Below are 12,107 nucleotides of genomic sequence, written 5' to 3' on the forward strand. Positions count from 1 at the left end.
TCCAAGGCTCAAAGGTGCAGAGTTACAAAGGCACAAAGAAACCTTTGTAACCTTGAACCTTTGTAATTTTGTCACTAACCAAAAAACAACCAAAATGCAAAAAATTACCATCTTAATTCACTGTAAGGATCAAAAAGGAATTATTGCCGCAGTGACTACTTTTATTGCAAAAGTAGAAGGAAATATTACTTACATTGATCAGCATGTTGATGTGGAGCAAAATGTATTTTTTATGCGATTGGAATGTGAACTAACCAATCCGAAAACTACAATTGATGGATTAAAAGCTGATTTTGATCAAACCATTGCAACTGATTTTGGTATGTCCTGGAATTTATACAATCAGGAACAAAAACCAAAAATGGCTTTGTTTGTCTCAAAATATGATCATTGCTTATTTGATATTTTAGGTCGCTACAGTGCCGGTGAACTAAATATTGAAATTCCGGTTATAATAAGTAATCATAATGATTTAAGAGGTGTTGCAGAACGTTTTAATATTCCGTATCACTGTGTTCCTTTCACAAAAGATAATAAAGAAGAAGGCGAAGCCAAACAAATTGAGTTGCTAAAAAGATATGACATCAATTTTATTGTTCTGGCGCGCTATATGCAAATCATTACACCCAATTTGATTAGTCTTTACCAGAATAAAATTATTAATATCCATCATTCGTTTTTACCGGCTTTTCCGGGCGCAAAACCTTATCATTCGGCTTTTAAACGCGGAGTAAAAATTATTGGTGCAACAAGCCATTATGTTACCGAAGAATTAGACGAAGGACCAATTATCGAACAGGATATTACGAGGGTTTCACACATTCATTCAATTGAAGATTTTATTATGAAAGGACGCGATTTAGAACGTATTGTTTTAGCCAGAGCTATTAAATTGCATGCTGAACGTAAAACAATGGTTTACAGCAATAAAACGGTTGTGTTTTCATAATGTTTTTTTAACTGCGAGTTTTTTACCGCAAAGTGCGCGAAGATTTACGCAAAGACCGCTAAGTTTTTTTGCTTGTGAATTCTGTTGACTTTTCGAAGATCGCAAAGGCTGTTGTCTATATTTTTTTGCCCGCAGATTTAACGGATTGAACAGGTTTTCGCTGATTTTCTTTGAACCTTTGTAACTCTGTACCTTTGAACCTTTGAACCTAAAAAAATAAACAAACCCGACAGGTATTTAAAATCTGTCGGGTTTTATTTTTATATAAAGTAAAAAAGCTTTGAACCTTTGTTACTCTGCACCTTTGAACCTTTTAAAACTATTTAAGTAAATCGAATCGGTCCAGATTCATTACTTTGGTCCATGCTGCAACGAAATCTTTTACAAACTTTTCTTTAGCATCATTACTTCCGTAAACCTCTGCTATAGCACGAAGTTCAGAATTAGAACCAAAGATAAGATCTGCACGGGTTGCTGTCCATTTTACTTCTCCGGTTGTACGATTACGTCCTTCAAAAGTTTCTCCGGTTTCGTTAATCGCTTTCCAGGTAGTACCTAAATCTAATAAGTTAACAAAGAAATCATTAGTTAATGTTTCTGCATTTGCAGTAAGCACACCATGTTTAGAACCGTCGTAATTGGCATTCAATACTCTTAAACCTCCAACCAAGACTGTCATTTCAGGTACGGTAAGATTTAATAATTGTGCCTTGTCTACCAAAAGTTCTTCTGTTATTGCGCTCGTTTTGGCACTTTTATAGTTTCTAAATCCATCTGCTTTTGGCTCTAATGCTTCAAACGAATGTACATCTGTTTGTTCTAAAGTTGCATCTCCTCTTCCTTGTGTAAAAGGAGCTTCTATATTTAATCCTGCTTTTGATGCCGCTTTCTCGATCGCTGCTGATCCTCCTAAAACAATTAAATCTGCTATAGAAACTGTTTTCCCAGAATTGGCAAATTCATTTTGTATAGCTTCTAAAGTTTTTAATACTTCTTTTAATTGATTTGAAGAATTGACTTCCCAGCTAATTTGGGGTTCAAAACGAATACGAGCGCCATTAGCTCCTCCGCGTTTATCAGAACCACGGAATGTAGAAGCTGACGCCCAGGCAGCATGTACTAATTGTGGGATCGAAAGACCGCTTGAAAGGATTTTCTCTTTCAAAACAGCAATATCGCTATTACTTAATTCACTTTTACCTGCAGGAATCGGATCTTGCCAGATCAACACTTCGCTTGGAACTTCAGGCCCTAAATAACGGGTAATTGGCCCCATATCCCTGTGAGTCAGTTTGTACCATGCTCTGGCAAAAGCGTCAGCAAATTTGTCAAAATTTTGCATATAGTCTCTCGAAATTGGCTCATAGATAGGATCCATTTTCATTGCCATATCCGCCGTTGTCATCATAGGAGCATGTCTTTTTGTTGGATCATGTGCATCTTCTACGATTGTTGCAGCACTTTCATCGGTTGGTGTCCATTGATGTGCTCCTGCAGGGCTTTTAGTCAATTTCCAATCATATTTAAATAATGTCTGAAAATAGCCATTATCCCAAGTTGTTGGATTTGGTTTCCACGCGCCTTCAAGACCACTTGTAATAGCGTCTCCACCTACTCCGGTACCAAAACTACTTTTCCATCCTAACCCCATTTGCTCAATGCTTGCACCTTCCGGCTCTGCTCCTACCAAGGCTGCGTCACCGGCTCCATGCGCCTTTCCAAAAGTATGTCCACCTGCTGTTAAAGCTACGGTTTCTTCATCATTCATTGCCATACGGGCAAAAGTCTCTCTGATATCTCTACCTGAACCTAGCGGATCCGGATTTCCGTCTGGACCTTCCGGGTTAACATATATTAATCCCATTTGCACGGCAGCAAGAGGGTTCTCTAAGTCTCTATCGCCAGAATACCTGCTATTAGCTTTGTCGCTAGTAGCTAACCATTCTTTTTCATTACCCCAATTAATATCTTGCTCAGGTTCCCAAATATCTTCTCTACCTCCTGCAAATCCAAAAGTTTTGAATCCCATAGATTCTAAAGCGCAGTTACCTGTTAAGATCATCAAATCGGCCCACGAAATTTTGTTTCCATATTTTTGCTTAATTGGCCAAAGTAAAAAACGTGCTTTATCTAAATTACCATTATCCGGCCAGCTGTTTAGAGGTGCAAAACGTTGACTGCCTGAACTCGCGCCTCCACGACCGTCAGATATACGATAAGTTCCTGCACTGTGCCACGCCATACGAATAAACAAAGGACCATAATGACCATAATCAGCCGGCCACCAATCCTGAGAGTTTTTCATTAAATCAAAAAGATCTTTTTTGACTTCTTTTAGGTCTAAAGTCTTAAACGCAGCAGCATAATTAAAACCTTTTTCCATAGGATCTGACAAGCTAGACTGTTGACGCAATATGTTTAAGTTTAAACGATTTGGCCACCAATCTTTATTAGATGTTCCTGTACCAGCAGTTTCTTTCATTTGTCCGTTGTGATAAGGACATTTACTTTCGTTTGAATCACTCATTGTCTTTTGTTTTTTTATTATTAAAGATACCTGTTCTCTATCAAATGCTAATTTTTTAAGAAATCACATATTACTGATATTTAACACTTTATCAAATATACAAACTTATCTTTAGCATATTCATAAACAAAATTGATTGTTATTATATTTTAATAACTAAAAATTATTTAACGTTACAGAAAGCTCAGAAAGACGATTTGATAAATCTTAACTTATGGTCAACAAAGTAATAACAAAACCTTAACAGCAATACTTCCATATATATCGGACATTTGTAATGTAATAAACTGGTTATTTATTATTTTGGTTTTGGTTAGTTAAATGATGCCGGCGTCTTCGAGATGCCGGCATTCTTTTTTGGGTTAAATTCCAATAAAAAAATTCCAAATCCCAATTATTAGAATGTAATAAAAATTGGAATTTGAAATTCTTTTTTGGTATTAATTTGGTTTCAGGTTTCAAGTTTTCTTTGTTTCAGGTTGCTTTACTTTGAACATAATTTTACTGCAAAGAGCACTACGTTTTTTACTTAAAAAAATTATACAAAACACAATTCTCATAGTTATTGGGAGCAAAACTGAATGTTTAAAAATCAGCCACAGATTATACAGATTAGCACAGATTAAAAAAAAATCCATCTAATTCTAATAATCTGTGGCTAAAAAACTTTACGGGCTTTGCATATCCCGATAACTCTCTTTGTATTTAAAGCTTCAAACCTATTTCTAAAATTTAGACATTAACTTTTGTTCAACAAAGTAATAACAAGACCTTAACAGCAATACTTCCATATATATCGGATCTTTGCAATGTAATAAACTGGTTATTTATTATTTTGGTTTTGGTTAGTTAAATGATGCCGGCGTCTTCGAGATGCCGGCATTCTTTTTTTGTACTAGTTTTGTTTTTTTGTTTCAGGTTTCAGGTTTCAAGTTTCAAGTTATTGGATTGTGTGTTTTACCGCAAAGTTCGCAAGGTTTTTTTATATGCTAGGTTTTGTACAAAACGCAAAGTTCGCAAAGCTTTGTGGATAAAAACTTTGCGAACTTTGCGTATCCCGATAGCTATCGGGATTGCGCTCTTTGCGGTTAAACTAAACTCAAAGTAAAGAAACCTGAAACCTGAAACAAAAAAACTAGTTTTTCAACCTTTCATGAAGCAATTTAAAATAAGGAAAAGCTTTTAATAAACGGCTGCCGTGCCAGGAGAACATTTCGCCGTCTACAAATACGGTTTTGGCGTGATGGGTAAATCTTCCTATTTCGAAGGCGTCTTCTTCTTTAAAAGGATACGGTTCAGAAGAAAGAAAAACAATATCCGGATCGCCTTCCAAACGCATTTTTTTAAGTTCGATTTCAGGATAACGGCCTTTATCTTCGTAAATATTTTTAAAATGATTGAGTTTTAATAACTCATTTATATAGGTATCATTTCCTGCAACCATATAGGGATTTTTCCAAATAAAGTAGGCTGCTTTTTTTACCTCAGAATCCTGAATATATTTTTTGAAATCACTTAAAGCAAAAGTCAATTTATCATTCCACTTTTGTGCTTCGGTTCTACAGTTGAATAATTGTCCGAAATCTGAAATCATCTGAAAATTATCTTCAATAGAAACAATATTCGTCACCCAAACCGGGCAGATTTCACTTAACTGTTCAACAATTTCTGCTGTGTTTTCTTCTTTATTGCAAATAATAATATCAGGCTCTAATAACTTGATTTTTTCGAAGTGGATTTTCTTTGTTCCGCCGACAATCTTTTTGGTAGATTTTAAATGATATGGATGAACACAGAATTTTGTGATTCCGATGATTTTTTCTTCTAAACCTAAATCATAAAGCAATTCTGTTTGAGAGGGAACTAACGAAATAATACGCTTTGGAGCAGCTTCAAAAGAATGCAAAGTACCCAATTGGTCTCTAATTTGTTTCATGTTTTCTTTGTTTCAGGTTTCAGGTTTGTTGGAGTGTGTGTTTAACCGTAAAGTTCGCAATCCCGATAGCTATCGGGATACGCAAAGTTGTATACACAAAGCTTTGCGAACTTTGTATTTTGTACAAAACCTTGTATGTAAAAAAACCTTTGCGAACTTTGCGGTAAAATTATGTTCAAAGTAAAGCAACCTGAAACTTTAAACTTGAAACTTAGAATCAATAATTTCTGCCATTTCTTTCTGAACTGACAAAGCTTCTTCTCTTGCTTTTTCAGCAAAATCAGTTCCTTTTGAGGCATATATAATTGCTCTGGCAGAGTTTACCAACAAGCCAACTTTATCATTCATTCCGTATTTACATACTTCAGACAAGCTTCCGCCCTGAGCACCAATTCCGGGAACAAGTAAGAAACTATCCGGAACAATTTTTCTGATATCAGCAAAATATTCTGCTTTTGTCGCGCCTACTACATACATTAAATTTTCACTGTTTTTCCACGTTTTAGAAGTTTCCAAAACTTGTTTATAAAGCTCTTTTCCGTTTGTAGTTAACGTCTGAAAATCGAATGCTCCTTCATTTGAAGTTAAAGCCAACATTATGGTATGTTTATTTTCGAAAGCAAGAAAAGGCTCAACCGAATCTTTCCCCATATAAGGAGCAACCGTAACACTATCAAAATTCAAATCTTCAAAGAAAGCTTTTGCATACATACTTGAAGTATTTCCGATATCTCCACGTTTTGCATCGGCAATTGTAAACATTTCAGGATAATTTTCGTTGATGTAATTAATTGTCTTTTGCAAAGACATCCATCCTTTTATACCATAAGCTTCAAAAAATGCCGTATTTGGTTTGTACCCAACCGTTAAATCATGCGTTGCATCAATTATGGCTTTATTGAACTCAAAAATAGGATCTTCGGTTTCTAATAAATGAGCCGGAATCTTAGTTAGATCAGGATCTAAGCCCACGCATAAAAATGATTTTTTTTGAAGAATTTGTTCGTGTAGTTGTTGTGTTGTCATATTGTATTTTAATAGTGCGGCAAAATTACGAATAATATTAGTTTTTGTTTCAAGTTTTTAGGTTTCAAGTTTCAGGTTCTGCAAAATTAGGTTCAGGTTTCAGGCTTTTCATCATCTAATTGCCACATTATCTCATTGTCAAATTCTCTAATTACCTCATCAACATTGAATTCCTATAACAACTTCTCAAAATTATGTAAGATCAAACGAGCCGCTCTTTTCTAATTTTGAAAAGAACCCAAAAAATCATGCAGTTATGAGCCCAAACATTGGAATTTCGACTTCAAATTTAAAAAAGAGTACAAGTATATTAGCCACGATTTTATCAAACGAAATGACACTTTATGTGAAAACCAGAAAATTTCACTGGAACATTTCAGGCAACAGTTTTATGGAATTGCATAAGTTGTTTGAAGAACAATATCGTATTCTGGAAGCACAAATTGATGAAGTTGCAGAAAGAATAAGTCAGCTTGGCGAAAAAACGATTGGAACAATGAAGGAATTTATCGAAAATTCTACTCTTAAGGAATCTCCAAAAGAATATGCTTCACAAAAACATATGCTCGAGGAATTACTGGAAAACCACGAACAACTGATCATGGAGTTTAGAAACTATATTCCGGTTTTTGAGAATGAAACAAACGATGCCGGTTCTGCCGATTTTGTAACAGGTTTGCTACAGGAACATGAAAAAATGGCCTGGGTATTAAGACGCTATCAAGTTTAAAAAAAGAAAAAATGTGAATTATGAAAATTTAAACAGAATTAATGTAACGCCTTTTAGATATAGAATTCATAACTTTACTATACAATAAATCTACAAACAGAACAATTATGAATACCACCAAAATAAAAGGAAATGGAATGAGTTAAGAGGAAATAAAAATACGCAATACTGACAGATGATGATTTAATGTTTGCTAAGGGAAAAGAATACAGAATGCAAAGAAAACTTTAGCAAAAACCGGGTAAAACCAAAGAAGAATTGCATTAAATCCTTTCAGATTTTGTGAAACCTTACAGCTCAGTCCGAAATACCGTCTAGTAACAAAATATTAGACGGTATTTTTTTGAAAATTTTATATTCTTTTTTACTTTTTCAATATTTCTGATCCGGGTTCAGGACAAGAACCAAAAATAAATTAAGTATCTTTAACAAAATTTCTATAAAATGAAACTATTTATAAAGTTTGATATCAATACCATATGTTCACTTTTCTTAAAACACAATCTTGATCAGCATAATGTAAATTTTACTAGTCTGGGATTTGGCGAAATTGAGATTAATGATAATCTTGATGCAGATGCAATAGAAGTTTTAAAAAGTAAATTAAGCCCTTGTGGTTTTGAGATTGTTGAAAATCAAAAAAGTGTTTTAGTACAAAAAATAAAGGATGCAATTATAGAACTTGTTTTTATGGAAGACAATAATAACTATAAAAGCTCCGTTTTTCTGGCTGAAAAACTAAATCACAGTTACGGTTATTTATCCAATGTTTTTTCTGAAGTAACCTATTCTTCTATTGAAAATTTCATCATTTTACAGAAAATTGAAAGAGCCAAACAATTGATTATCATTAATGAAATGAGTTTGACTGAGATTGCTTTTTTACTCAATTATTCGAGTGTAGCCCATTTGAGCACACAATTTAAAAATACGACCGGAATTACGCCCTCAGCTTTTCAGAGAATCATAAAGAAGAGACGAGAAAATTTAAAATAAAAAACAAATACCATACTAAAATGCAAAAAAACGCATTATATATTTTATTAGCAGATGATGACGAAGATGATCGTCTTTTTTTTAAAGATGCATTTGAAGAAATCAAAATACAGACTAATGTAGATTTTGTTCATGACGGAATGCAATTAATGGATCACTTAAATGATCCGGAGAATGAACTTCCTGATATTTTATTTCTGGATTTAAATATGCCCAAAAAAACAGGTAAAGAATGTCTGATCGAAATAAAAAAAACAGATCGCCTGAAAGATATTATTATCGCCATCTACTCTACTTCTTCATCTGAGGAAGATATTGAAGATACTTTTATTCAGGGTGCTAATATTTACATCAAAAAACCAAGTGATTTTAATACACTCAAAAAATTAATTAATGAAGTTGCAACTGTCAACTGGCACTATCATACCTCCGGGTTAAATCGTGATAATTTTCTGCTGCGACTCAAATAACAATTGCCTAAATAATGAAGTGGATACCAAATTTTAATTCTTCAAACTCATTGAGAGTTATTTTTGTAATCGCAGTTTTCATTCTGTTGTTTCTTTCTTCTATCGCTTACAAACATAACCAGAGCCTGAACGAATCAAGCAAACTGGTTATGCATACTTACGAAATTAATCTTCAGTTAGAAAGATTAATGTCGGCGATTAAAGATGCCGAGACTGGTCAGCGCGGGTATATTATCACGCGAAATGCCCGATTTCTCACTCCATATCTATATTCGCGTGACAAAGTTAATTCATCCTTTATTACCTTAAAAAAACTCACCGCCGATAATCCGGTTCAGCAAAAAAACCTCGAAAGACTTTTTAAACTGATTATTCAGCGATTTGTTTCTTTTGAAAATTGCCTTAAATACAGCGATCCAAAAACGTATGACAAGAGAAAACTCGACAATTATATGTTTGGCGGACGAATTCTTATGGAGAACATTCGCTTTCAGGTCGATAAGATGAATGACATTGAAAAGAAATATCTTGACAAGAGACAAAAAATCTACGATCAGGAAATTTCATTAAGTCCGGTTTTTTCCATTTCGTTATTTCTTACAGCTTTGCTTTTTATTTTATTAGCGTACAGACAAATCAGCAAAGATTTTGAACGCCTTAAAATCTTCAATAAAAAACTTTTAATTTCCAGCGGTCTTATAGCAGAGTCCGAAGCTATTGGTAAATTTAGTACCTGGCAATGGGATCTGGATTCAGGAAAAATAGATTATTCAGACAATCAATTTAGATTATTGGGTGTTGAACCCAATTCGTTTGTTCCGGTAAAGGAAAGTTTTCTGGACTTTGTACATCCGGACGATAAACAAGCCGTTGCCGATTCTATGCAGGGCATTCTGGAGAAAAAGAAGCTGCCTTTTATTTATTATAAAATCTTACGTCCTGATCACGAAATAAGATATTTTAAATCAACCGGAAAATTATTGACGGACCAGCAAGGAAGCAAAATCTTATTGGGAATCAATTTTGATATTACCGACGAACATTTACTAAATATCGAATTACAGGAACGCAATAGAGAATTAGAAAAAAGCAATAAAGAGCTGGCTTCCTTTAATCATGTTGCGAGTCACGATTTGCAAGAACCTTTGCGAAAAATTCAAACTTTTATTTCGAGAGTTTCAGAAGCCGATAAAGCAGTTGTTTCTAACAGCACACGAGAATATCTGGCCAAGATTGAAGTTTCGGCAAAAAGAATGCGTGTATTAATTGATGATTTGCTTTTATTTTCGAGAACAAACACCACCAAAAAAGAGTTTATAAAATCAAACCTGAATGAATTACTGCAAAATGCAGAATCGGATCTAACAGAAATTATAAATGAAAAGAAAGCTGTAATTACAGCTACAAAATTGCCTAAACTTTCTGTTATTCCATATCAGATTGAGCAGCTTTTCATCAACCTGATTGGAAATTCTTTAAAATACAGCCGACCAGATAGCATTCCCGAAATTAAGATTGAAAGCGAGAAAATACTTTCGGCAGACTATCCGGATTTATTAGACCAATCTATAAAGAAGTTTCATAAAATTACTTTTACAGATAACGGAATGGGATTTGACCCTCAGTTTAAAGAAACCATTTTTGTTCTCTTCCAGCGTCTGCATTCAAAAACAGATTATCCCGGAACCGGAATTGGACTTGCCATTTGCAAAAAAATTGTCGAAAACCACAGAGGATATATCTTAGCTGACAGCGTTCTTAATGAAGGTTCAGAGTTTACCGTTTTTCTTCCGGAATAAATTATTCTAAAAACAACATAAACAGCATTTACTCAGAGAAAAATTAATCTCGGGTAAATGCTTTTTTTATCCCCAAAAGCCACTTAAAACACCGTATAATAATCGATTATGGGAATTATATAAAGATTCATTTTTATGCTGTAAAGCAAAAAATGTAAATCGGTGGCATCTTTGTAATGTAATACTTTATGAAGTAATAATGAAAGCAATACCCATCGCAAAAGCAGCATTTTTTAAAATCATTTTCTTATTGATTATTTTATTTTTTACTGCATGCGGAAAGAAAGAACATCAAAAAGGAAGCCTGATCGAAAAAGAAGCTTTTAGTCAGAATAGAAAGCAGCAAAACGACAAGGATCAACTTGAAGCCTCTTTTTTTATTGCAACAGCAAATGTGAGTAATGCTATTATTTCTAAAAGTCAAATTGCACAAAAACGTTCAGAAAGTAAGATACAGGATTTAAGCAAAAAGATTGAAAATCATCAAAGTCAATTATTGCAGACCATATCAGAAATGGCCAATAAAAAGCTCATTATTATAACTGATATAAATGCGATTCATAAAAAAGATTTATATGAATTGACCGATACAAATGACACCACTTTTGCCAAAACATACCTTAGCTCAATTGCAGAGTCATTATCGGAACAAATAAAATTGTTCGAAAAAATTTCGGCAGAAACAAATGATGAAAAGATTCTGAAACTGGTGCTTCAGTATTTGCCCGAACAATATCAGCTTTTAAGGGAAACCGAACGAATACAAACAGAATTTTATTAAAAGCCTATATATCTATTATTAACTAAATTTTTTATTATGAAAATGCAAACCAATTTTTTATGCGCCTTTACCCTATTTTTATCAGCTTCATTTGGAATGCTGCACGCACAAAATGACGAAAATGTAACCACCGAGTTTGGTGTAAAAGGAGGACTGAACATGTCTAATTTATACCAAAATAATGCTGACGACGAAAATGTTCTGTACGGTTTTAATGCCGGTGTTTATGCCACATTGCCCATCTCAGATTTTATTGCCTTTCAGCCCGAGATTTTGTTTACTACAAAAGGTGCCAAATTAGAATACGACAACGCCTTTGTAAGCGGTTCAGGGAAATTTAAACTCAATTATATCGAAGTTCCTTTGTTAGTGAGAGTCAATATTACCAAAAACTTTAATGTTCAGGCCGGTGGATACGCATCGTATCTGGTAAGTTCTAAAGTTTCGGGCGACGGAGATTTTAACTTTGACGAAAACATTGACACAGACGATTTAAACAAATTTGATGCTGGTTTAGCAGCTGGTATTGGAGTAGATTTTAACCCAATAAGTATTGGTTTACGTTACAATTACGGATTAACTACCGTTGGAAAAGAAAGAACTGTTGCCGGAACATCGTATACATTTCCGGATGCAAAAAACAGCAATTTGTCTTTATACTTATCGTATAAACTAAACTAGAAAATCAATTAATTAACCCCTTAAAATAAAAAACCATGTCAAATTTATTATATACAATCGCAGTTATACTAGTTATTCTTTGGGCTCTTGGGTTCTTTGTAGGCAACTTCGGAAGCATTATTCACATTCTATTAGTGATTGCCATTATTGCTGTATTGCTTAGACTTATTAAAGGCAGGGAAATCTAAAAAACAAATCAACATTAAATAATT

General features: G+C 33.9%; 11 protein-coding genes. 8 read left to right on the forward strand and 3 right to left on the reverse strand.

Going from position 1 to position 12,107, the window contains the following annotated elements:
• The first annotated feature begins 94 nt into the window (after nt 1-94).
• Nucleotides 95-949, forward strand: a complete 855-nt coding sequence (gene purU, locus OLM51_RS16470; protein WP_264551688.1) for a formyltetrahydrofolate deformylase — start codon at nt 95-97, stop codon at nt 947-949.
• Nucleotides 950-1,268: 319 nt separating this feature from the next.
• Here the strand turns inward: purU and katG are convergent, their stop codons facing one another.
• From katG to pyrF, 3 genes are all read right to left on the reverse strand, one after another.
• Nucleotides 1,269-3,476 (reverse strand): catalase/peroxidase HPI, encoded by a 2,208-nt coding sequence (gene katG, locus OLM51_RS16475; protein ID WP_264551689.1) that lies wholly within the window; start codon nt 3,474-3,476, stop codon nt 1,269-1,271.
• Between the two features lie 1,135 nt (nt 3,477-4,611).
• A complete protein-coding gene (locus tag OLM51_RS16480) occupies nt 4,612-5,412 on the reverse strand; it encodes an ABC transporter substrate-binding protein (RefSeq protein ID WP_264551690.1) in 801 nt (266 codons plus the stop codon).
• Between the two features lie 198 nt (nt 5,413-5,610).
• Nucleotides 5,611-6,438 (reverse strand): orotidine-5'-phosphate decarboxylase, encoded by an 828-nt coding sequence (pyrF, locus tag OLM51_RS16485; protein ID WP_264551691.1) that lies wholly within the window; start codon nt 6,436-6,438, stop codon nt 5,611-5,613.
• Nucleotides 6,439-6,694: 256 nt separating this feature from the next.
• On the opposite strand from pyrF, the gene OLM51_RS16490 reads away from it, so the two are divergent.
• The 7 genes from OLM51_RS16490 to OLM51_RS16520 all read left to right on the forward strand — a co-directional run bounded on the left by OLM51_RS16490 (nt 6,695) and on the right by OLM51_RS16520 (nt 12,083).
• Nucleotides 6,695-7,168 (forward strand): Dps family protein, encoded by a 474-nt coding sequence (locus tag OLM51_RS16490; RefSeq protein WP_264551692.1) that lies wholly within the window; start codon nt 6,695-6,697, stop codon nt 7,166-7,168.
• Between the two features lie 444 nt (nt 7,169-7,612).
• On the forward strand, nt 7,613-8,164 hold the full coding sequence (locus OLM51_RS16495) for a helix-turn-helix domain-containing protein (RefSeq protein ID WP_264551693.1): 552 nt from the start codon (nt 7,613-7,615) through the stop codon (nt 8,162-8,164).
• A 20-nt stretch (nt 8,165-8,184) separates the two neighbouring features.
• A complete protein-coding gene (locus OLM51_RS16500) occupies nt 8,185-8,634 on the forward strand; it encodes a response regulator (RefSeq protein ID WP_264551694.1) in 450 nt (149 codons plus the stop codon).
• A 14-nt stretch (nt 8,635-8,648) separates the two neighbouring features.
• Entirely contained in the window at nt 8,649-10,433 is a 1,785-nt protein-coding gene (locus OLM51_RS16505; RefSeq protein WP_264551695.1) for a CHASE3 domain-containing protein, read from the forward strand.
• Nucleotides 10,434-10,632: 199 nt separating this feature from the next.
• The gene (locus tag OLM51_RS16510; RefSeq protein ID WP_264551696.1) at nt 10,633-11,214 is read left to right on the forward strand and encodes a DUF4142 domain-containing protein; all 582 of its coding nucleotides are present in this window, start codon (nt 10,633-10,635) and stop codon (nt 11,212-11,214) included.
• A 36-nt stretch (nt 11,215-11,250) separates the two neighbouring features.
• Nucleotides 11,251-11,895: a porin family protein gene (locus OLM51_RS16515; protein WP_264551697.1), complete on the forward strand. Its 645-nt coding sequence runs from the start codon at nt 11,251-11,253 to the stop codon at nt 11,893-11,895.
• Nucleotides 11,896-11,930: 35 nt separating this feature from the next.
• Nucleotides 11,931-12,083, forward strand: a complete 153-nt coding sequence (locus OLM51_RS16520; RefSeq protein WP_264551698.1) for a lmo0937 family membrane protein — start codon at nt 11,931-11,933, stop codon at nt 12,081-12,083.
• Nucleotides 12,084-12,107: the final 24 nt, after the last annotated feature.

It is taken from the genome of Flavobacterium sp. N2038, from assembly GCF_025947185.1.
Classification (GTDB): Bacteria; Bacteroidota; Bacteroidia; order Flavobacteriales; family Flavobacteriaceae; genus Flavobacterium.

Excerpts from the sequence above, each read along its gene's own strand:
- purU (WP_264551688.1), top strand. The coding sequence starts at position 95 with ATGCAAAAAATTACCATCTTAATTCACTGTAAGGATCAAAAAGGAATT.
- katG (WP_264551689.1), bottom strand. The coding sequence starts at position 3,476 with ATGAGTGATTCAAACGAAAGTAAATGTCCTTATCACAACGGACAAATG.
- OLM51_RS16480 (WP_264551690.1), bottom strand. The coding sequence starts at position 5,412 with ATGAAACAAATTAGAGACCAATTGGGTACTTTGCATTCTTTTGAAGCT.
- pyrF (WP_264551691.1), bottom strand. The coding sequence starts at position 6,438 with ATGACAACACAACAACTACACGAACAAATTCTTCAAAAAAAATCATTT.
- OLM51_RS16490 (WP_264551692.1), top strand. The coding sequence starts at position 6,695 with ATGAGCCCAAACATTGGAATTTCGACTTCAAATTTAAAAAAGAGTACA.
- OLM51_RS16495 (WP_264551693.1), top strand. The coding sequence starts at position 7,613 with ATGAAACTATTTATAAAGTTTGATATCAATACCATATGTTCACTTTTC.
- OLM51_RS16500 (WP_264551694.1), top strand. The coding sequence starts at position 8,185 with ATGCAAAAAAACGCATTATATATTTTATTAGCAGATGATGACGAAGAT.
- OLM51_RS16505 (WP_264551695.1), top strand. The coding sequence starts at position 8,649 with ATGAAGTGGATACCAAATTTTAATTCTTCAAACTCATTGAGAGTTATT.
- OLM51_RS16510 (WP_264551696.1), top strand. The coding sequence starts at position 10,633 with ATGAAAGCAATACCCATCGCAAAAGCAGCATTTTTTAAAATCATTTTC.
- OLM51_RS16515 (WP_264551697.1), top strand. The coding sequence starts at position 11,251 with ATGAAAATGCAAACCAATTTTTTATGCGCCTTTACCCTATTTTTATCA.
- OLM51_RS16520 (WP_264551698.1), top strand. The coding sequence starts at position 11,931 with ATGTCAAATTTATTATATACAATCGCAGTTATACTAGTTATTCTTTGG.